Source organism: Enterobacter cloacae complex sp. R_G8 (assembly GCF_024599795.1).
Lineage (GTDB): Bacteria > Pseudomonadota > Gammaproteobacteria > Enterobacterales > Enterobacteriaceae > Enterobacter > Enterobacter dissolvens.
Genome location: NZ_CP102246.1, coordinates 3,278,413 through 3,298,600 on the forward strand (window position 1 = coordinate 3,278,413; position 20,188 = coordinate 3,298,600).

At 56.0% G+C, this 20,188-nt stretch carries 19 protein-coding genes; 5 read left to right on the forward strand and 14 right to left on the reverse strand.

The genetic code is table 11. The features are described 5' to 3' along the window. Nucleotides 1–553: 553 nt before the first annotated feature. Nucleotides 554–3,673: a ribonuclease E gene (gene rne, locus NQ842_RS15585; protein ID WP_047362212.1), complete on the forward strand. Its 3,120-nt coding sequence runs from the start codon at nucleotides 554–556 to the stop codon at nucleotides 3,671–3,673. A 43-nt stretch (nucleotides 3,674–3,716) separates the two neighbouring features. Here the strand turns inward: rne and NQ842_RS15590 are convergent, their stop codons facing one another. Beyond that, nucleotides 3,717–4,745 (reverse strand): LysR family transcriptional regulator, encoded by a 1,029-nt coding sequence (locus NQ842_RS15590; protein WP_373371738.1) that lies wholly within the window; start codon nucleotides 4,743–4,745, stop codon nucleotides 3,717–3,719. Between the two features lie 16 nt (nucleotides 4,746–4,761). Here NQ842_RS15590 and NQ842_RS15595 point away from each other — a divergent pair, with 16 nt between their 5' ends. Next, the gene (locus tag NQ842_RS15595) at nucleotides 4,762–5,976 is read left to right on the forward strand and encodes an MFS transporter (protein ID WP_083021107.1); all 1,215 of its coding nucleotides are present in this window, start codon (nucleotides 4,762–4,764) and stop codon (nucleotides 5,974–5,976) included. Between the two features lie 76 nt (nucleotides 5,977–6,052). On the opposite strand, the gene flgL is transcribed toward NQ842_RS15595, so the two are convergent. The 11 genes from flgL to flgB all read right to left on the reverse strand — a co-directional run bounded on the left by flgL (nucleotide 6,053) and on the right by flgB (nucleotide 15,904). Then, nucleotides 6,053–7,006: a flagellar hook-associated protein FlgL gene (gene flgL, locus NQ842_RS15600; protein WP_014831439.1), complete on the reverse strand. Its 954-nt coding sequence runs from the start codon at nucleotides 7,004–7,006 to the stop codon at nucleotides 6,053–6,055. Between the two features lie 14 nt (nucleotides 7,007–7,020). Beyond that, nucleotides 7,021–8,658 (reverse strand): flagellar hook-associated protein FlgK, encoded by a 1,638-nt coding sequence (flgK, locus tag NQ842_RS15605; protein ID WP_013097132.1) that lies wholly within the window; start codon nucleotides 8,656–8,658, stop codon nucleotides 7,021–7,023. A gap of 75 nt (nucleotides 8,659–8,733) precedes the next feature. After that, entirely contained in the window at nucleotides 8,734–9,687 is a 954-nt protein-coding gene (flgJ, locus tag NQ842_RS15610) for a flagellar assembly peptidoglycan hydrolase FlgJ (RefSeq protein ID WP_194516382.1), read from the reverse strand. Then, nucleotides 9,687–10,784, reverse strand: a complete 1,098-nt coding sequence (locus tag NQ842_RS15615; RefSeq protein WP_014169561.1) for a flagellar basal body P-ring protein FlgI — start codon at nucleotides 10,782–10,784, stop codon at nucleotides 9,687–9,689. Before NQ842_RS15615 ends, flgJ begins: the two co-directional genes overlap by 1 nt. Before the next feature lie 12 nt (nucleotides 10,785–10,796). After that, a complete protein-coding gene (flgH, locus tag NQ842_RS15620) occupies nucleotides 10,797–11,495 on the reverse strand; it encodes a flagellar basal body L-ring protein FlgH (protein WP_003857987.1) in 699 nt (232 codons plus the stop codon). A 57-nt stretch (nucleotides 11,496–11,552) separates the two neighbouring features. Continuing rightward, complete coding sequence (gene flgG / locus NQ842_RS15625; RefSeq protein WP_008500810.1) at nucleotides 11,553–12,335, reverse strand: flagellar basal-body rod protein FlgG; 783 nt, start codon at nucleotides 12,333–12,335, stop codon at nucleotides 11,553–11,555. A gap of 11 nt (nucleotides 12,336–12,346) precedes the next feature. Next, nucleotides 12,347–13,102 carry a flagellar basal body rod protein FlgF gene (locus tag NQ842_RS15630; RefSeq protein WP_013097135.1) on the reverse strand — a complete coding sequence of 252 codons (756 nt, stop codon included), beginning with the start codon at nucleotides 13,100–13,102 and terminating at the stop codon, nucleotides 12,347–12,349. Between the two features lie 20 nt (nucleotides 13,103–13,122). After that, entirely contained in the window at nucleotides 13,123–14,331 is a 1,209-nt protein-coding gene (flgE, locus tag NQ842_RS15635; RefSeq protein ID WP_058684526.1) for a flagellar hook protein FlgE, read from the reverse strand. A 26-nt stretch (nucleotides 14,332–14,357) separates the two neighbouring features. Beyond that, the gene (gene flgD, locus NQ842_RS15640) at nucleotides 14,358–15,068 is read right to left on the reverse strand and encodes a flagellar hook assembly protein FlgD (protein ID WP_014831436.1); all 711 of its coding nucleotides are present in this window, start codon (nucleotides 15,066–15,068) and stop codon (nucleotides 14,358–14,360) included. An 11-nt stretch (nucleotides 15,069–15,079) separates the two neighbouring features. Next, nucleotides 15,080–15,484 (reverse strand): flagellar basal body rod protein FlgC, encoded by a 405-nt coding sequence (gene flgC, locus NQ842_RS15645; protein WP_013097138.1) that lies wholly within the window; start codon nucleotides 15,482–15,484, stop codon nucleotides 15,080–15,082. Continuing rightward, nucleotides 15,485–15,904, reverse strand: a complete 420-nt coding sequence (gene flgB, locus NQ842_RS15650) for a flagellar basal body rod protein FlgB (protein WP_013097139.1) — start codon at nucleotides 15,902–15,904, stop codon at nucleotides 15,485–15,487. 157 nt (nucleotides 15,905–16,061) lie between these two features. On the opposite strand from flgB, the gene flgA reads away from it, so the two are divergent. The 3 genes from flgA (at nucleotide 16,062) to flgN (ending at nucleotide 17,538) form a co-directional block, all read left to right on the forward strand. Then, nucleotides 16,062–16,721, forward strand: a complete 660-nt coding sequence (flgA, locus tag NQ842_RS15655; RefSeq protein WP_257256050.1) for a flagellar basal body P-ring formation chaperone FlgA — start codon at nucleotides 16,062–16,064, stop codon at nucleotides 16,719–16,721. Between the two features lie 93 nt (nucleotides 16,722–16,814). Beyond that, complete coding sequence (flgM, locus tag NQ842_RS15660) at nucleotides 16,815–17,108, forward strand: flagellar biosynthesis anti-sigma factor FlgM (RefSeq protein ID WP_014831434.1); 294 nt, start codon at nucleotides 16,815–16,817, stop codon at nucleotides 17,106–17,108. A gap of 4 nt (nucleotides 17,109–17,112) precedes the next feature. Beyond that, nucleotides 17,113–17,538, forward strand: a complete 426-nt coding sequence (flgN, locus tag NQ842_RS15665; RefSeq protein WP_014831433.1) for a flagella biosynthesis chaperone FlgN — start codon at nucleotides 17,113–17,115, stop codon at nucleotides 17,536–17,538. A 59-nt stretch (nucleotides 17,539–17,597) separates the two neighbouring features. On the opposite strand, the gene murJ is transcribed toward flgN, so the two are convergent. Next, complete coding sequence (murJ, locus tag NQ842_RS15670; RefSeq protein ID WP_046888586.1) at nucleotides 17,598–19,133, reverse strand: murein biosynthesis integral membrane protein MurJ; 1,536 nt, start codon at nucleotides 19,131–19,133, stop codon at nucleotides 17,598–17,600. A gap of 129 nt (nucleotides 19,134–19,262) precedes the next feature. Continuing rightward, nucleotides 19,263–20,186, reverse strand: a complete 924-nt coding sequence (locus NQ842_RS15675) for a Gfo/Idh/MocA family protein (RefSeq protein ID WP_046888607.1) — start codon at nucleotides 20,184–20,186, stop codon at nucleotides 19,263–19,265. Nucleotides 20,187–20,188 lie beyond the last annotated feature (2 nt).

Consider the following 20,188-nt stretch of genomic DNA (forward strand, 5'->3'; position numbering starts at 1 on the left):
CGTCAGGCATTAGCGCCACTCATTTTTCTATGCTTATATTTACTTTTATCCGGCCAGCCCCCCGTTTCGCACAATCGATTTGGTGGTTATTAAACCAATCACCAACCTGAAGTGAAGAAACTGTGAGTAACCGGGTGATAATTGGTAAAAGTCATCTTGCTATAACCCGGCGAGCAGTGGAATAATGAAGCCGTTTTCCGCGTTAAATCCGGGTTTTGTAAGGATATCGACGGAATGACCAATTTTGTCTGACCGATCATCCACGCAGCAATGGCGTAAGACGTATTGATCTTTCAGGCAGTTAGCGGGCTGCGGGTTGCAGTACTTCCCGGTATAAGGATTGTTCTCTGGAGAGTTTTACCCAGGCAATTCCCCTGATAATTGCGCTGTTTTTCCGTATGAAATACAGGCAACCGACACTCTGCGCCTCTTAAGCGAGCGACAACCGTGAGGTTGGCGACGTGAATAGACACGAGGCCATCGGTTCATACCCCGGAAAGCGTCACCTTGCCCGCAGCTTTGTCGTCAATGTAAGAATAACGAGTAAGTTACGATGAAAAGAATGTTAATCAACGCAACTCAGCAAGAAGAGTTGCGTGTCGCCCTTGTGGATGGGCAGCGCCTGTACGATCTGGATATCGAAAGTCCTGGACACGAACAGAAAAAAGCGAACATTTACAAAGGTAAAATCACCCGCATTGAACCCAGTCTTGAAGCTGCATTTGTCGATTACGGTGCTGAGCGTCATGGTTTCCTCCCTCTGAAAGAAATCGCCCGCGAATATTTCCCTGCTAACTACAACTCTCACGGCCGTCCGAATATCAAAGATGTTCTGCGTGAAGGTCAGGAAGTGATCGTTCAGATTGATAAAGAAGAGCGTGGCAATAAAGGTGCCGCACTGACAACCTTTATCAGCCTGGCAGGGAGTTATCTGGTACTGATGCCAAACAACCCGCGTGCGGGTGGCATCTCTCGCCGTATCGAAGGTGATGACCGTACTGAGCTGAAAGAAGCGCTGGCCAGTCTTGAACTGCCGGATGGCATGGGTCTTATCGTGCGTACCGCCGGTGTGGGCAAATCAGCCGAAGCGCTGCAGTGGGACTTAAGTTTCCGTCTGAAGCACTGGGAAGCCATCCAGAAAGCAGCGGAAAGCCGCCCTGCTCCGTTCCTGATCCACCAGGAAAGCAACGTTATCGTGCGTGCCTTCCGCGACTATCTGCGTCAGGACATCGGTGAGATTCTGATCGACAACCCGAAAGTGCTTGAGCTGGCTCGCCAGCACATCGCCGCACTGGGCCGTCCGGACTTCACCAGTAAAATCAAACTGTACACCGGTGAAATCCCGCTGTTCAGCCACTATCAGATCGAATCCCAGATTGAGTCCGCCTTCCAGCGTGAAGTGCGTCTGCCATCCGGCGGTTCTATCGTTATTGATACCACGGAAGCGCTGACCGCAATCGACATCAACTCCGCACGTGCAACGCGCGGCGGTGATATCGAAGAGACCGCCTTCAACACCAACCTTGAAGCCGCTGATGAAATCGCCCGCCAGCTCCGCCTGCGCGACCTGGGTGGCCTGATTGTTATCGACTTTATCGACATGACTCCTGTTCGCCACCAGCGTGCGGTTGAAAACCGTCTGCGCGAAGCGGTACGTCAGGATCGTGCGCGTATCCAGATCAGCCATATCTCACGCTTTGGCCTGCTGGAGATGTCCCGTCAGCGTCTTAGCCCATCACTGGGTGAATCCAGCCATCACGTTTGCCCGCGCTGCTCCGGTACCGGGACCGTCCGTGATAACGAATCTCTGTCTCTCTCAATTCTGCGTCTGATTGAAGAAGAAGCGCTGAAAGAGAATACCAAAGAGGTTCACGCCATTGTTCCAGTGCCAATTGCCTCCTACCTGCTGAACGAAAAACGTGCTGCGGTGAGTGCCATTGAAGCGCGTCAGGGCGGCGTTCGCTGCATTATCGTGCCAAATGACCAGATGGAAACCCCGCACTATCACGTGCTGCGTGTCCGTAAGGGTGAAGAGACCAGCACGCTCAGCTACCTGCTGCCGAAGTTGCATGAAGAAGAGATGGCGCTGCCATCCGATGAAGAGCCTGCCGAGCGTAAACTGCCAGAGCAGCCTGCATTAGCGACCTTCATCATGCCAGAAGCACCGCCAGAAAGTGCTCTGGAAAAACCAGCGGCTAAACCGGCGGCGCAAAAACCGGAAGCGGTGGCAAAAGCCGAACCAGCACAACCGGGTCTGCTGAGCCGTCTCTTCGGTGCGCTGAAGAAGATGTTCGCGGGTGAAGAGGTTCAGCCGGAGCAGCCGAAAGAAGAGCCAAAAGCGGCCAAACCTGAGCGTCAGCAGGACCGTCGTAAGCGTCAGAACAACCGCCGCGATCGTAACGAGCGCAATGACCGTAACGAACGCCGTGACAATCGTTCGGACAACAATGAAGGCCGTGAGCAACGCGAAGACAACCGTCGTAACCGTCGCGAGAAACAACAGCAGAACGTTGAAGATCGCGAAATTCGCCAGCAGGCGGGCGATGAGTCTGAGAAGAGCAAACAGCGCGACGAGCAGCAGCCTCGCCGTGAGCGCAACCGTCGCCGTAACGACGAGAAACGCCAGGCCCAGCAGGACGTTAAAAACCTGAATCGCGAAGAGCCTGCTGAACAGCAGGAGACCGAGCAGGAAGAACGTACTCAGGTCATGCCACGTCGTAAGCAGCGTCAACTGACTCAGAAAGTGCGCGTCGGTGCACAGCCAGTGGAAGAGACTGTTGTTGTCGTTCCGCCAGCAGAGGAAAGCGTGCCGAATACCCAGCTGGCGAAAGTGGATCTGCCTGCCGTGGTTGAGAATAACGCCGAGCAGGATGAAAACGGTGAAGGTCGTGATAACGCAGGTATGCCGCGTCGTTCACGTCGCTCTCCTCGTCATCTGCGCGTCAGCGGTCAGCGTCGTCGCCGTTACCGTGACGAGCGCTATCCGACGCAGTCTGCTATGCCGTTAACCGTGGCGTGCGCGTCACCTGAAATGGCATCCGGGAAGGTCTGGATCCGCTATCCTGTTGCACGTCCGGAGCAGGTTGTTGAAGAGCAGTCTGTCACCGAAGAGGTGATTGCCCCGGTTATCGCCGTTGAAGAAACGGTGACAGAAGCAGCCGTTGCAGTGGAACCTCAGGTGGTTGAACCGCAGGCTGTTGAAGCTGAAGCGCCTCACGCCGTTGACGTTGAAACCACGCATCCGGAAGTGATTGCCGCGCCAGTTGATGCCGCACCGCACTTTATCGCTGAAGAAGACACCGTGGTCGCTGAAGAGGTTGCGGAAGAAGTTGAACCAGCAGCTACTGTTGAAGAAGCTGCAGACGTGGTTGTCGAAACCGTCACTGAAGAAGTGGTTCAGGACGTTGAGATTGAAGCAGAACCCGTTCGTGAAGCCGCTGACGTAAAAGCACCAGAGGTGAAAGCCGAGCCGGTAGCCGTCACGCCAGCCCCTGTTCACGTTGCCACAGCACCCATGACGCGCGCCCCGGCGCCGGATTATGTGCCTGAAGCACCGCGTCACAGCGACTGGGTACGCCCTGCATTCAACTTTGAAGGCAAAGGCGCTGCCGGTGGACACAGTGCAACGCATCAGGCGACTGCTCCCGCCACCCGTCCGCAGTCTGTCGAATAACGACACATAGCGTAAAAAGCCGACCTCCGGGTCGGCTTTTTTATTACCCGTTTACCGGCTTTCTCATCCCGGCAATGCCCGGCATCACCTGTTTCATCATCTCCAGAAAACGGCGTAATCGTGCCGGATAGTAGCGCGACCATGGATAAACCAGATGAACCGGCAGCGCCGCAGGTTGCCACTCCGGCAGTAAATGGATCAAGCGCCCTTCCTGAATATCCTCTTGTACCGTCCAGCTTGATACGACGGCAACGCCCAGACCTGTCAGGACCGTATTACGGGCCACATAGAGGCTATCGGTGCTCAGTCGCGGCGTAATGCTGATACGTGCTGACTGGCCCGTGCTCACCTCCTGCAAATCCACATGACGTTGGTAAAACGTATTGATGGCAATCCACGGAAGCACCTGCAGATCCTCCGGCGTTTTAACCGGTGGAAACCGGGCCAGTAATGCTGGCGAGGCCACCACGCAGCGCGGCACCTCTGCCAGCAGCACGGAAACGGTCGCCGGATCAACATCGGCTCCCACGCGAATGGCGCAATCCAGGTTATCGCTCAGGAAATCCACCGACTTGTCATTCAACATCCACTCGACGGAGAGCTGAGGATAACGCTGCAAAAACTCCGTTAACGGTTTCAGAAGCTGATCCTGCCCAAAGGCGTGCGGCGCGCGCACCCGCAGAACACCAACCGGTTCATCTTCTGTCTGGCCGATTTCATCTTCCAGCGCCAGCCAGCTGTCAATGACCCGGCGGGCATGCTGATAGCAGCGTTCGCCGTCGTCGGTAAGTTTGGTCGCATGAGTGGTACGCAACAACAGCCGCGCCCCCAGGAGCGTCTCCAGAGACTGAAGACGGCGACTCACCGTGGCCTGGGTGGTTGCCAGCTGCCTTGCTGCCCCGGATAACGACCCGGCTTCCACAATGCGGACAAACGTCCGCATCAACTCCACCCTGTCTATACGTTCAACTCGCTTCATGTTTTTATCTGTCATACGTTTAACGTATAAGCGTTTTACCACCAGGCCCTCTACCGTCGCAAGGCGCAGTGATAAAAAATAGCCCCACACGATGAATGAGGAACGTCTTATGAACACAACAACTGCTCCCCACGCCGCCAGCCGCTGGGTGATTTTTATGCTGGCCTTAGGGGCTGGCTTTAGCGTGGCATCCATCTATTACGCACAACCTCTGCTGCCACTGATGGGCGCCGATCTTCACCTGAGCATCGAAGGCATGGGGCTGGTCCCGACGCTTACCCAGGCAGGCTATGCGCTCGGCATACTCTTCCTGCTGCCGCTCGGCGATCGTCACGATCGCAGAACGTTAATTCTGATTAAAAGTGCGGCCCTGGCCCTGTTTTTATTGGGCTGTAGCCTGACCGGGCAACTGCACTCGCTGTTACTGGCAAGCCTGCTGATTGGTATGGCGGCGACCATGGCGCAGGATATCGTCCCTGCCGCGGCAATCCTTGCACCGGAAGGCAAACAGGGTAAAACCGTCGGCACGGTAATGACCGGTCTGTTGCTGGGTATTCTGCTCTCCCGGACCGTCAGCGGCGTGGTGGGCGAAGCCTTTGGCTGGCGCGTCATGTACCAGCTTGCAGCGGCAAGCATTGCGTTCGTCGGTGCTGTGATGTGGGCCGTTCTTCCGCGGTTTGCCATCCACTCCACCCTGAGCTATCCCGCGCTGCTGCGTTCTATGGAACACCTGTGGCGTCGTTATCCGGCTCTGCGCCGTGCGGCACTGGCTCAGGGTTTTCTGTCGATTGCCTTTAGTGCTTTCTGGTCTACGCTGGCGGTAATGCTGCTCGAACGTTATCACTTAGGGAGTGCGGTAGCGGGTGGATTTGGTATTGCGGGCGCCGCAGGTGCGTTAGCCGCTCCGCTGGCGGGTGGTCTGGCCGATAAGCTGGGCGCCGGGAAAGTCACGCAGCTTGGAGCTGTCCTGGTAACCGTCTCATTCGCCCTGATGTTCCTGATGCCGGCGTTGGGTGTTCATGGGCAATTGATCCTTATCGCCCTCTCCGCCGTTGGGTTTGATCTGGGTCTGCAGTCAAGCCTGGTGGCGCACCAGAATCTGGTTTATAGCCTTGAGCCACAGGCCCGGGGACGCCTGAATGCCTTGCTCTTTACGGTGGTTTTCATCGGCATGGCGCTGGGTTCCGTGCTGGGCAGTAATATCTATACGCTGGCAGGCTGGACCGGGGTGGTCGCCCTTGCAACGGTGTGTGGGGTCATTGCACTGGTTATCCGCCTGATTGAGAGCGCTCGCGTCACCTCAGCACAGGCAGAAATCGCCTAAAAAAAATGCCCAATCCAGACGGATTGGGCAGTCAAAACATGCCCAGTTTCAAGACATGTTCCAAGAGGTGAAGATGTTATTTATTCAACTGGAACAGAGACATGCCCTGCATGTCGCTAAACGCCTTATAAGAGGCCTGCAAGGCTGCCTGCTGCATAATGTAAGAAGAAATCGCACTGTTCCAGTCAACATCGACCAGATCGCTCATCTGCTGAGTCTGCCCCAGGGCGCGGTCATCACCCAGGTTATCGAGTTTTTCCAGTTCGTTCATCTTGGTACCCACATCCGCAACGACGGTAAGGACATTGTTCTGGGTATTGGTGATGCCGATCTGTGCGTCAGAAATCGCTTTATTCTGCACTTCTGCTGCCGCAGAGTCGTTATCAACAGGAACCTTAAGCGCGGAAATCGCCGTGTCGAGGATCTTGAACATATTCGTCTCGCCATAACCGCCGCCAGGCAGTTCTTTAGCGTTACTGGTAATACTTTCAAAGATCTGCTGACCGGTGTGGCTAATCACCATGTTACGGGCGGTATCAACCTGCTGAGAAATGGCCTGCGTGCCCCCGTTGTAATCACCGGTCACGGAATCAAACGGTGGCGCTTCGGTCTTATAGCCAGCAAAAATATACCGGCCATTACCATCCGCTGAGTTTGCCAGGTTCATCAGCTGATCGCGAATACCCTGCAAGTCACTCGCCAGTGACAGGCGATCGTCATCACTTAACGTGCCATTTCCTGCGTTGACGAGTTTCTCTTTCGCACTGGTGATCGCCGCGTTAACCTGGCTCAGCACGTTATCTTCCAGAGAGACTTTTTGCGTGGCGAACGTTCTCGCCAGGGCAAACTGGCTATTCTGAGATTGCGACTGTGACAGCACAACCGCCTGCGACGCCGCAATTGGATCGTCCGACGGACGGTTAACACGCTTACCGGTGGACATTTGTTCACCGTAGCTCAGCCACTTGCTCTGGGAATCGGTGATTCCCCGCATGTTCTGGTCGTACATCATCTGGGTGCTAATACGCATTTTTCACCTCAGCCTTAGCGAATATTGATAATTGCATCAAAAAGCGTGCTGGCAGTTTGTAACACCTGCGCATTGGCAAGGTAATACTGCTGATAGCGCTGCAGGTTGCCATACTCTTCGTCGAGGTTTACCCCAGAGATGGACTGCTGCTGCTTAGTCAGTTGCGTCGCCACATTCGCTTTCGTTTCGCTGCTGGTTTTCAGCGCGGCGGTTGAGCTGCCGACCGTACTGACAAGGGAAGCATAGGCATCGTTGAAAGTCTTATTGCCGCCAACAACCTTACTGTTTTGCAGATCGAGCAGTTTTTGGCCATTGCGGTTGTCGCTCTCGCCGCCGTTGCTTGCGGATGCCATAGCCAGTTTGGACTCATCTTTGAACTTGAGCTCCATATTGACGATGACATCAGAAACAGGCTTGACGATGAAACTGTCTTTGGCGTTCGCGCTACCGGTCACGTTGACGCTCAGGCCATCAAAGGAGAGATTGCCACTTGCGTCCGGGGCCATGGTGAAGCTGGTTTTATCCGAACGGGTGATAGTCCAGTCGGTGCCGTTAAACTGCAGCTTATAATCGGTGGCCTGCACTTTGGTGCTGTCTGCCACAGTGGCCGTCATTGCGGCCGTACCGGTATTGCGGCTGTTGGTTACCACGGCTGGCGAACCAAAGTCGAACAGCTTGCCACCGGCATCGCCATTGGCATCAAACCCGGCTTCATGCTGCTTATTCATCGCGTCCGCAAAGGCCAGTGCCAGCTGGTTGAGGTTGTTACGCGCTTTATCCAGATCTTCTGAGCGGAACGTAAACAAGCCCCCCAGCGAACCGGTGGTGACCATTTTCTCGGGAATTTCGACGTTGCCGGACACCTCATCGCTGTAGGCGATAGTCGTCCGGGTCGGATCGGCGCTGGATTTCACCGCAGCTAACTGGTTTGCTTTGCTCCCCTGCACCAGGCTGTAACCGTTGCCAAAGGAGACGTTATAGGTGCCACCGTCCTGAACAGCCACTTCAACACCCACAATTTGGTTCAGCTCACTCACCAGCTGATCGCGCTGATCCAGCAGGTCATTTGGCGATGAACCTGCCCCTACGCCGGTAAGACGTGAAATCTGATCGTTCAGATTCGCAATCTGTTTTGCGTAGTTGTTGATCTGCTCAACGCTTGAAGCGATGGCGGTATTAACCTGAGAATCCTGATCGCGAAGATACTGGTCGTTCGTTTTAAACTGATTGACCAGACCATCCGCTTTTCCCAGCACCGTCTGTCTTGCGGCCGGGTCCTCCGCGTTGCTCACCAGCGTTTGCAGGCTTTTAAAGAAATCCTGAAGCGTCGTCGAAAGTGAGTTGGTGGAATCAGAGAGCACATCGTCAATTTTTGACATCTGCTGATAGCGCGTCGTCAGACCGCTACTCTGCGTTTGCGCGGCGCGCAGTTGGTTGGTGATGAAAGCATCATATTCACGCTGCACACCAGACACATACACCCCGTTGCCCACCCAGCCACCGCCGGTCAGCGTGCTGTTAGACGCACCCAGCACGGTCGTCTGGCGGGTGTAACCTGCCACGTTATAGCTTGAAATGTTATTACTGACGGTATTGAGTGCCGCCTGAGCAGCACTGAGGCCACTCATGGCGCTGTTAATCAAACTGGACATGGAGGTTCCTTTTATTCGTTCAGACACGAGTCCTGATGAAAGTTATCGGCAGCCTCCACCGGGACTTGAGAAGTTTCAGAACAGATTTTCGATATCTGTGCTATAGGCTTTGCTGACTTTCTCGCCCATCGATTTAAGCTGCTGAATCATGCTGGTGAGCTTACGCGCATAGTTCGGGTCGGTGGCATAGCCCGCATTTTGCAGGGCCTGCGCACCCTGCTCAGGCGTAGCCGCCTGCGTAACGGCGGTATAACGCGGATTGCGACTCAGCAGGCCCACGTAATCGGACAACGCTTCCAGATAAGAGCTGTAGACGCGGAATTTAGCTTTGACCTTCACCGCCGCACCGTTCTCATATTCGGTGGTGGTGATCTCCGTTGTCGGCCCCTTCCAGCTGGCGTTCGCCTTCACGCCAAAGATGTTAAAGCTCGGCTCGCCGTTTTCCTTACGGATCTGGCGCTGACCCCAGCCCGATTCCAGCGCGGCCTGCGCCAGGATCAGGTGATGTGGCACCCCACTCTGTTCACTGGCAAGACGGGCCGGCAACGAAAGCTGTGCCAGGAAGTCTTTGCTGTCACCGGAGAGCGGCTCATCGCTGCTTACCGTCGCCTTCGGTATCGCTTTACGCACCATTTGCGTCAGCGCCTGGTTCTGATAGCTGGTCACCGTTTGCAGGTCGAACTTCATCGGCACCTGCTGCGGCTCATCTTTCGGCGGAATACCCTGCGCAGCTTCGGTCTGTTTGACGATCATGTCAGCCAGACCGAGGCCTTTACCGGCGGTCATCTGCTGCGCAATCTGTTGGTCATACATGCTGGTATACAGGCGCGTTGAATCACTGCTGAACATGCCGTCTTTTGGCAGGGTTTCTCGCATGCTCTTCAGCATCATCTGTACAAACATCCCTTCCACCTGGCGGGCGACCGGGCGGATATTTGCCGCCGGGTCTTTGCCTGCCTGGGTTTTCAGTTCGTTAAGCGACTGGGCATCCCAGGCCGCGCTGGTCAACAGTTTGCTATCGGTCAGCATCAGATGATTTCCAGTTTGGCGCGCAGACAGCCCGCACTTTGCATGGATTGCAGAATGGACATCAGATCCATCGGCGTTGCCCCCAGGGCATTCAGGGCACGCACCACGCTGTTGAGGTTGGCACTGGAGCGTACGCTCTGCAGCGAACCCCCGCTCTGACGCAAATCGATCTGGGTTTGCGGCGTTACCACCGTCTGCCCACCACCAAACGGGGTATCAGGCTGGCTGACGTTGGCGGAGCGGTTGACCGTTACCGAGAGGTTACCCTGCGCCACGGCGCAGCTGTCCAGCGACACTTCTCGGTTCATCACCACCGATCCGGTACGGGAGTTGATGATCACTTTGGCATCCTGAACAGGGACGTTCACTTCCATATTCTGGATATCGGCCAGCATGCGCACCTGGTTGCTGCTGCCCGTTGAGGTGCGGATCTGCACGGTACGGGCATCCAGCGCTGTCGCACTGCCATAACCACGGCTGCGGTTGATGGTGTCGGCGATTTGCTGCGCCATGGTGAAGTCTTCATTATTCAGTTGCAGATTGATGGTATTACCCGCGCCAAACTGGGTCGGCAGTTCACGTTCGATGATCGCACCGTTAGTAATACGCCCGCCGTTCAGCTGGTTGACCTGCACACTGCTGCCACCCGCTGAGGCGCCCGCACCGCCCACCAGAATGTTACCCTGCGCAAGGGCATAAACCTGGCTATCCACCCCTTTCAGCGGAGTCATCAGCAGCGTACCGCCGCGCAGGCTTTTGGCGTTACCCATAGAGGAAACCACCACATCGATGGTCTGTCCCTGACGCGCAAACGCCGGGTAGGAGGCGGTTACCATCACCGCGGCCACGTTTTTCAACTGCATGTTGGTGCCTGCCGGTACGGTAATACCAAGCTGGGAAAGCATGTTGTTTAAACTCTGGGTCGTAAATGGCGTCTGGGTAGTCTGGTCACCCGTTCCATCCAGACCAACCACCAGACCATAGCCAATGAGGGAGTTTTCACGTACGCCCTGAACGCTGGTGAGATCGCGAATGCGGTCAGCCTGGGCAAACGTTGCCACCAGAGCCAGCGCCACGGCGAAGATCGATTTAAACATGGGTCACCTCGCTTACATCGGCGATAAATTAAGGAAGAAGCGCTGCAGCCAACCCATATTTTGCGCTTCATTAATGTAGCCGTTACCGACGTACTCAATGCGCGCATCCGCCACCTGGGTGGACGGAACGGTGTTGGTGCCGCTGATGGTGCGAGGGTTAACCACACCGGAGAAGCGAATGAATTCAGTGCCCTGGTTAATGGCGATCTGTTTTTCACCCACCACATGTAAATTGCCGTTAACCAGCACCTGGTCAACCGTTACCGTCAGCGTGCCGCTGAAGGTATTGCTGGCGTTCGCGCCACCTTTACCGTTAAAGGTATTGCCGCCAGACGCCTCAACATCTGCACGCGCATTGCCGAAGAGTCCCTGCAGATAGCGCGGTACGGTATCGAAGCCAAAATTGGTTTTGCCATCGCGGCTGGCATTCGCTGACGAGCTCTTGCTCGCACTGACGTTTTCCTGCAGCACAATGGTCAATGTATCGCCGACGTTACGCGGGCGACGGTCTTCAAACAGCGGCTGATAACCATAGTTGATCGGCTGCGCGGTCTGGAAAATGGAGCCGTTCACCACTGGCGCAGGGCCAGGAACGGGTTGGGCGGTCGTCGCACCCTGGACCAATGGTTTAGACGGGATCCAGGCACATCCGCTAAGGGTGACGGCCAGAACAGTCAGAATCGGATAACGAAACGCCGCGTTTTTTTGCATTGCCTTCATCTTCGAAAACAGGGAGCCGGTGCGGCGTTTACCGCACCGGGCTGCACCTTAGAGTTGCGTCAGTTTCTGCAGCATCTGATCGGTCGTCGACACTGCTTTACTGTTAATTTCATACGCGCGCTGGACCTGGATCATATTCACCAGCTCTTCCGCCACGTTCACGTTCGAGGTTTCCACATAACCCTGATACAACAGCCCCGCCCCGTTCAGGCCCGGGGTGCTCTCATTCGGCGTACCGGAGGATTGCGTTTCGGTGTAGAGGTTCTCACCAATGCTTTCCAGACCGGTATCGTTCATGAAGGTCGTCAGGTTGAGCTGCCCAACCTGAACAGGCGCGGCCTGCCCCTGCTGGGTGACGCTCACCACGCCGTCACGTCCGATGGTAATGCTCAGGGCATTTGCCGGGATCGTGATCGCCGGCTGAACCTGGAAACCACCGGCCGTGACCAGCTGGCCGTTCTGATCGACCTGGAACGAGCCGTCACGGGTGTAGGCGGAAGTCCCGTCAGGCAGTTGCACCTGGAAGAAACCCTGGCCTTTGATGGCAACGTCTTTGCTGTTGTTGGTCTGGGACAGGTTGCCCTGGCTGTGCAGACGTTCGGTGGCGACCGGACGAACACCGGTACCAATCTGCAGACCCGATGGCAGCGTGGTTTGCTCAGAGGACTGCGCACCTGGCTGACGGATGGTTTGATAAAGCAAATCTTCGAAAACGGCACGCTGACGCTTGAAACCATTGGTGCTGACGTTTGCCAGGTTGTTGGCAATCACATCCATATTGGTTTGCTGCGCGTCCAAGCCAGTTTTCGCGATCCATAAAGAACTGATCATAGGGAGTCCTGTTAACTCATAGCCAGAAGTTGATTAGCTTTACCCGCGTTCTCGTCAACGCTGCTAATTATCTTCATCTGCATTTCAAAACGACGGGCGCTGGCGATCATGTCGGTCATGGCTTCGACCGGCTTGACGTTACTGCCTTCCAGAACACCGGACATCACGCGAATGGTCGGGTCGGCCTGGAGCGTGGCGCCACGGGTGGCCTGAGCCGCCTGGGTCAGACGGAACATACCGTCATCACCACGCTGCACCTCTTTGCCGTCCGCTTTGACCAGCTTCAGCCGTCCGACGGGCGCAACGGTATTGGCCGGGTCGCCCGGGTTCAAGGCGGAGATGGTACCGTCTGCGGCGATGGTCAGCTCTGAGCCTTCCGGCACCGTCAACGGACCCGCTTCACCCATTACCGGGTGCCCCTGAATCGTCAACTGGCCCGTGGCACTGACCTGGATATTACCGTTGCGGGTATAGCCTTCGCCGCCGTCTGCCGTTTGCACGGCCAGCCAGCCGTCCTGCTGCAGAGCAACGTCCAGCGGACGGGCGGTGTAATCCATCTGCCCTGGCGTCATGTCTGCACCCGGCGTGGAGGCGGTCACCAGCGTACGCGTCGGCAGGGACAACCCTTCTACCGGCACCGCACGCAGCGCATTGAGCTGTGCGCGGAACCCCGGCGTAGAGGCGTTCGCCAGGTTGCTGGCGGTAACGGCCTGCTGATTGAGCGTCTGACTTGCCGCGCCCATCGCGGTATATATTGCGTGATCCATTGCGCTTTCCTGTTAGCCGCTTAACGCAGGTTAACCAGCGTGTTGAGGATCTGATCCTGGGTCTTGATGGTCTGCGCGTTCGACTGATAGTTACGTTGCGCGACAATCATGTTCACCAGCTCTTTACTCAGGTCGACGTTAGAGGCTTCCAGCGCACCGTTGGTCAGCGTACCGAAGTTACCGGAACCCGCGGTACCCAGCAGCGCGACGCCGGAGGACTGCGTGGCAGACCAGACGTTATCACCTTCAGACTTCAGACCTTCGTTGTTGGCGAAGTTTGCCAGCACGATCTGGCCCAGAACCTGGGTCTGTTCGTTGGAGTAGTTACCGACCACGGTGCCGTCGTCGTTGATCTGGTAGCTCACCAGGTCGCCCGGTTTAAAACCATTCTGGCTGGTTCCAACGATGTTGTTCGCACCGGTGTTCTGCTGCATGGAGTTCGCAAAACTCATGGCGAAGGTCGCAGGCGTAGCACCAGGAATGGTCTCGGTAGTCAGGTTGATGTTGCCACCGCCGATCAGCGTACCGTTGTTGTTGAAGGTCAGCGTCGTGGCGAGAGAGGCCGTGCTGCCTGCCACGCTACCGTCCTGGGCATACACTTTCCAGGAGTTAGCCGGGGTCGCATCTTTGACGTAAAACAGGTTCATGTTGTGCGCATTACCCTGACTGTCAAAGACGGTGACCGTACCTTTTTTGTTGTAGGTATCCGGGTTGGCCGGATCAAAGGCGGTGGTCGGTGCGGTATCGGTGGAGTTGAGGTTAATCTGCTGGGAAGCCGTGGTGGTGGCCTTCGCGGCCATCAGCGTGGTCGGGATATTGATAGGCTGTGGGTTCGCACCGGTCTGAACCGTTGATGGCGTCCCGGCAACCGGATAACCGGTTAATTGCATCCCCTGCATGTTCACCAGGTTACGGTTTTCGTCCAGCTTGAACTGGCCGTTACGGCTGTAGAACACCGAGCCGTTAGCATCGACCATACGGAAGAAACCGTTCTGGCTGATGGCAACGTCCAGGCCACGACCTGTATTGGTGGTGGTGCCGTCGGTAAAGTCCTGGGTAATGCCTGCAACTTTTACACCCAGACCCACTTTGGAACCGGCAAACATATCTGCAAATGAAGCAGAACCGGATTTAAAACCATAGGTCGCGGAGTTGGCGATGTTGTTGCCAATGACGTCCAGGTTGGTGGCCGCAGCATTCAGGCCGCTGACCGCTTGAGAAAAGGCCATGACTTACTCCTGATAAGTGTTAAGGCTTAGATAATCTGCCGAACTTCGTCGAGTGTGGTGGTACCAGAAGTACCCAAATCCAGTTTGTTGCCATCGCTACCTTTAATGACGCCCTGGACCAGCGCAAACTGCAGCGGCTGAGCCACCAGCTGGGTAGAGCCATTGCTGGCACTGATCGCCACTTTGTAAGAACCGTTTGGCGCTTTAGTACCGTCTGTCAGGCTGCCATCCCAGGTAAAGGTATGAACGCCCGCCTTCAGTTCGCCGATGTCAATGGTGCGAACCACGGCACCGGTTGAGTCGGTGATCGTCGCGGTCACTTTGTCAGCCGCCTGCTGCAACTCAACGCCAAATGGCGTAGTCGTGGTCGTCGTGTTGCCTTCGGTGGTGCTGGTGCCCGCCAGGATCGTGGTGCCCGGGATCATCACCCCGTGACCAATCAGGTTCGCGGCCTGCAGGGACTGGCTATTATCAATCTGACCGGAAACAGAGCCGAGGGTGGTATTGAGCTTCTCAATGCCGCTGACGGTACTGATCTGCGCAAGCTGCGTGGTCAGTTCGTTGTTCTGCATGGGGTTGGTGGGATCCTGGTTCTTCAGCTGTGCCACCAGCAGCGTCAGAAAGCTGCTTTGCAGATCGGAGGCATTACTCCCTGTCAGGGAGCTGGAACCCGTCGAACTGTTGGCACCACTGACGCCCGAGTTCGTTGGATCATTCACATTAACGGCGATGGACATGCATGTCTCCTTTACTGGCCGAGAGTGAGGGTTTTGAGCATCATGCTCTTCACGGTATTAAGCACTTCGACGTTTGCCTGATAGCTACGTGAAGCGGACATGGAGTTCACCATCTCACCCACCACATCCACGTTTGGCATTTTCACGTAACCGTTCGCGTCCGCCAGCGGGTTGCCAGGCTCATACACCAGCTTGTCCGGTGCCTGGCTCTCCACCACGTCAGAGACTTTCACCCCGCCCGTCGCCGCGCCTGGCGCAGCATCAACCTGGAAGACCACCTGCTTTGCACGATAAGGCTGTCCGTCAGGTCCGGTCACGCTGTCGGCGTTCGCCAGGTTGCTGGCAGCCACGTTCAGGCGTTTGGACTGTGCGGTTAACGCCGAGCCGGCGATATCAAAAATATTCAGCAAGGCCATTTATCCGTTGCCCCCCTGCAGGACGTTCATCATGCCTTTGATCTGTCCGCCGAGTACGGTCAGGCCCATCTGGTATTTCAGGCTGTTATCGGCAAACTGCGTACGCTCCCGGTCCATATCCACGGTGTTACCGTCGAGTGAAGGCTGGTCGGGAATGCGATAAAGTAAATCGGTCGTGGGCGCCGTCATCGCCTGAGCAGGAATATGGCGTGAGGAGGTCAGAGCGAGCGCGACACCGCTCCCTTCTGCACGTCCACGCTCCATCACTTTTTTAAGCTCACTGGAAAAATCAATATCGCGCGCCTGATACCCTGGCGTATCGGCGTTGGCAATATTGGCGGCTAAAATCTCCTGCCGCTGGGCGCGTAAATTGAGCGCTTCCTGCTGAAAACGTAACGCGGCGTCGAGTTTATCGAGCATGTCTCCTCCGCTGATGGCAAAATTTCAGTTCACAGCTTAAATCTCACCCCGTCACCCCTATCGACGGAATAAGCGCAAAATGCGTCGCTATTTATTCCGTTGATGCAAAACCACTGCAGGTAGAATCCTCTCAATTCGGGTAACGGTGGAATGTGCGATGCAAACGTTAAAACGCGGCCTGGTGGCTACGGCCCTGCTTTTCAGCCCCCTGGTACAGGCTGAAGGGGTAGAGGATCAACTGACGGCTTTCTTTGCTCAGCAACTGGCGGGCTTTAGCGATGAAGTCAACGTCACCGTCCGCACGCCGCCTAATCTTTACCCCTCCTGCGAACAGCCGTCGTTCAGCGTAACGGGCACCACAAAACTGTGGGGGAACGTGAACGTGCTGGCGCGCTGCCCGGGAGAAAAACGCTATTTACAGGTTGCGGTACAGGCAACGGGCAATTATGTTGTTGCCGCTGTCCCCATCGCACGCGGCAGCGTGTTGCAGGCTAACAGCGTGACCCTGAAACGTGGCCGTCTGGATCAGCTTCCTCCACGCACGATGCTTGAGATTAACCAGGCGCAGGATGCCGTCAGCCTGCGTGATGTCGCGCCAGGCCAGCCGATACAGCTCTCCATGCTGCGTCAGGCATGGCGGGTTAAAGCGGGTCAGCAGGTGATGGTGGTGGCCAACGGCGATGGTTTTCAGATAAACAGTGAAGGGAAGGCATTAAACAATGCCGCAGTGGCGCAAAATGCCCGCGTCAGGATGTCCTCAGGCCAGGTGGTTAGCGGAACCGTCGATTCTGATGGGAATATTCTGATTAACCTATAATCTTTTTAAAGAAATCGCTGCGACTGCCGATAAATAATCAACTAATGATGATATCAGGCGCCAACGCCGCGAACCCTCGATGAGGACAACACTATGAGCATTGATCGTACATCAGCCCTGAAGCCGGTAGGCGCTGTACAGCCTCGCGAAACGAATGACGCTATGCCGCAGAAAACGCGTCTGGAAAAACCGTCAACGTCTAACAGCACCAGCGTAACCCTGAGCGATGCCCAGGCAAAACTGATGCAGCCAGGCAGCAGCGATATCAATATGGAACGTGTTGAAGCGCTGAAAACGGCTATTCGTAACGGTGAACTGAAAATGGATACCAGCAAAATTGCTGATGCCCTGATTCAGGAAGCACAGAGTTTCTTACAGAGTAACTAACCGTATGAGTCGACTGTCAGAAATACTGGATCACATGACGGTTGTCCTGAACGACCTGAAAACGGTCATGGACGCGGAGCAACAGCACCTCTCTTCCGGTCAAATTAACGGCAGCGCGTTGCAGCGTATTACGGAAGATAAGAGTTCGCTTCTGGCGACGCTGGATTATCTGGAACAGCAGCGTCGCGCTGAGCAAGATCCTAAGCGCAGTGCGAATGACGATATTGTAGAACGCTGGCAGACCATTACAGAAAAAACCCAGCATCTGCGCGATCTCAACCAGCACAATGGCTGGCTGCTGGAAGGACAGATTGAGCGTAATCAGCAAGCGCTTGACGTGTTAAAGCCGCATAAAGAGCCCGGGCTGTATGGTGCGGATGGTCAAACGTCAACGGCTCGTGTTACGGGCGGGAAAAAGATTTCGATTTGAAGCCTGTGCGACAAATCATGCAGTGGGGAGCACCCTAAGGTGAACTCCCCTTTTGGCGTTTATGCCGTACGGCGGGCAAACTCTTTCACTTTAAAGCCCAGTACCGCGAGCGTCGCAAAGTAAGCCACAACCCCGACACCCACGACGGCCATCAGCCGCATCAGACGGTAAGGCATGGTGCCCTGGGACCATTCCGGCATCACATGCAGCATACCAAGCAACGCCGCAGACATGACCAGCACCGCAACGATCAGACGCACGAGGAAACTCCGCCATCCCGGCTGCGGCGTGAAGATATCCTGCTTACGCAACTGCCAGTACAACAGCCCGGCGTTGAGACAGGCCGCAAGACCAATAGACAAGGCCAGGCCAGCGTGCTTCAGCGGGCCAATAAAGGCCAGGTTCATCAGCTGGGTCATAATCAGCGTCACAATGGCAATTTTCACCGGCGTTTTGATGTTCTGGCGCGAGTAGAACCCGGGCGCCAGCACTTTAACGACGATCAGCCCCATCAACCCGACCGAGTAGGCAATCAGCGCTTGCTGCGTCATGGACGCGTCAAAAGCGGTGAATTTCCCGTACTGGAAGAGTGATACCGTCAGCGGTTTGGCCAGAATACCCAGCGCCACTGCGCTTGGCAGCGCCAGCAGGAAACAGAGACGCAGTCCCCAGTCCATCAGGCGGCAATACTCATCGTGATTGCCGCTGGCAAAACTTTTCGACAGCGACGGCAGCAGGATGGTCCCCAGCGCCACGCCCAGCACCCCGGACGGAAACTCCATCAGACGGTCAGCGTAGTACATCCAGGAAACCGAGCCGGACACGAGGAAAGAGGCAAAGATGGTGTTAATGATAAGCGAGATCTGGCTGACCGAAACCCCGAGAATGGCAGGCCCCATCTGCTTCATTACGCGCATCGCACCGGCGTCACGGAAATTAATCCGCGGCAGAACCAGCATACCGATTTTCTTCAGGTGTGGCAGCTGATACGCCAGCTGTAACACACCGCCCACCGTCACCGCCCAGGCCAGCGCCAGCACTGGCGGGTTGAAATGGGGTGCAGCGAACAGCGCAAAGCCAATCATACTGATGTTAAGGAACGTTGGCGCAAAGGCCGGAACGGAGAAGCGGTTCCAGGTATTGAGGATCGCCCCCACCAGCGAGGCCAGCGAAATCAGCAGGATATAAGGAAAGGTAATACGCAGCAGTTGGGAGGTCAGGGCAAATTTATCTGCCGAGTCCGCAAAGCCAGGCGCCGTCACCATAATCACCCAGGGTGCAGCCAGCATCCCCAGTACCGTCACGATCGCCAGTGCCAGCGTCAGCAGGCCGGAAACGTACGCGACAAATACACGCGTCGCGTCTTCACCCTGCTTGCTTTTATATTCCGCCAGAATAGGAACAAACGCCTGGGAAAATGCCCCCTCAGCAAAAATACGACGTAATAAATTTGGCAGTTTGAACGCGACGAAAAAGGCGTCCGTTGCCATCCCTGCACCAAATACTCTTGCTACAATCGCATCGCGCGCAAAACCCAGCACGCGGGAAAACATGGTCATCGAGCTGACTGCCGCCAGCGATTTTAATAAGTTCATTAACGTGAATTTCCAGAACCATACGGATTTCCAGGACGGGTAAGCGAAAGCGCCACCCGGCAAAGCCAACAAGCGGCGCTTAGTCTAACCCGATTTCAACGAATTACTATCCGCAGATGTTACAGCAAGTTATTCGCTCATGGCTTCGCGCCAGAGCCGCTCCACAATGCGTTGTGCCATGATAGCCTGCTCACCGGATGTTTCCGGAACCGTCTGATTTTGCACGCAGGCGATAAAGTGACGGGCGCATCCGGCAAAGCCGCGCTGCTCCAGAGTGCTTTGCCAGCCAGGCGCCGGGAGTGTGACTACGCCATTGCCCTTCTCTTCACGCCACTCGCGCATGTCGGTAATGTCATACAGGGCACCGTCAGTGACCGCCTGCACAGACTCCCGCTGACTGCCGGCCCGACGATGCATGCTGGTGGTGATCTGCAGATGCTCAATGGCAAAATGATGCTCAGCGTAAACCATCTGGCCCTGTTCGTTGGTCAACAGGGTGCCGCTTTTAAGCTGGGCTTGCCCGCCCGTCAGCCAGAGCGCGGTGTCCACCACGTGCAGGTAATCATCCAGAAGGGTAAAGCGCAGATCGTTCGGACCGATGCTGTCGGTGCGGTGCTTGTCCATTCGCAGGGACGCGAGCGCACCAGACTGTGCCTTCAACTGCTGGTAAAGCGGCGCAAAACGGCGGTTAAAACCCACCATCAGCGTCAGTTTTTTGCGCGCCGCCAGCTCGATCAGCCGTTCGGCATCCTGAACGTTTTCTGCCAGCGGTTTATCGACACAGACGTGCACACCGGCATTCAACAACTCGCTGACCACCTGATAATGTGTTGCTGTAGAGGTATGTACAAACACCGCATCGCATTCGCGAGCCAGATCCTGAAGCGATGCCGCATACGGCATGCGCCAGGTTTCGCAGATCCGCTCGGCCTTTTCACGGGTGGGCGACCACGCGCCTTGCAGCGTCCAGTCCGTCGCCGCCCCCAGAACAGGCAGCCAGGCTTTTTGTGCAATTCCCCCCAGCCCCACCACGCCAACGCGTAATTTTTTCACCG